Origin of the sequence: Phytoactinopolyspora endophytica (genome assembly GCF_004138495.1) — a bacterium.
Classification (GTDB): domain Bacteria; phylum Actinomycetota; class Actinomycetes; order Jiangellales; family Jiangellaceae; genus Phytoactinopolyspora; species Phytoactinopolyspora endophytica.
This window is the reverse complement of sequence record NZ_ML142871.1, coordinates 71,781-72,601: the sequence shown is the minus strand read 5'-3', so window position 1 is coordinate 72,601 and position 821 is coordinate 71,781. Positions and strand designations below refer to the sequence as shown.

Annotated in this window: 1 pseudogene; it reads left to right on the top strand. The window is 71.7% G+C overall.

Annotated features, from left to right (window positions below):
• Positions 1 to 821, top strand: a pseudogene (locus tag ELR45_RS41725) (DEAD/DEAH box helicase); the annotation flags it as partial.

Genomic DNA, 821 nt, shown 5'->3' with positions numbered 1-821 from the left:
TCCGGGTACCGGCAGGAAAGTCCGCAGGCCTGGCCGTGGTGCTGGACCCCGGCATGCCGGGAGGCGCCGATCGGGGCGAGGGGCCCCGTCCGACGGTGCTCACCGAGGGACGCCAGGTCCGCAGGCTGTCTCTCACCGATTTTCCGGACCCGGTCGAAGCGCTGACCCGGATGCGGATTCCGCGCTCGTTCAACCCCAAGGCGCCGGCCTCGCGGCGAGATCTCGCCGCGACCATGCGGGAGCGAGCGCCCGCCCCGGTAGATCGGGACGGTAACCAGGGACGGCGGCGTAGCAAGCGGACCAGCGACGACGAAGACGAGCGCCTGACACAGCTCCGGCGGGAGATGCGCTCTCACCCGTGCCACGGCTGCGCGGACCGGGAGGAGCATGCTCGCTGGTCGCAACGCTGGTACAAGCTGCGACGCGAGGCCGCGCAGCTCTCCCGGCGCATCGAGTCCCGGACCAACACCATCGCCAGGCAGTTCGACAGGGTCTGTTCCGTCCTGGACTCCCTGGGATACCTCGACGGCGCCGATGCGGCGACTGAGTCCGGCCGGCGGCTGGCGCGGCTGTACGGCGAGATGGACCTGCTCGCTGCCGAGTGCCTGCGGGAAGGCCTGTGGGAAGGGCTCGACCCGGCCGAGCTTGCGGCGTGCGTGTCGGCTCTGTCCTTCGAGTCTCGCCAGCCCGACGACGCGGGCCGGCCGGCGCTCCCGGACGGCCGGGTGCGCGAGACGCTGGGGGAGACCGTCCGGTTGTGGGGCAAGCTGCAAGACGTGGAGGCCAACCACGCCGTTGACTTCCTCCGCGAGCCCGACCTG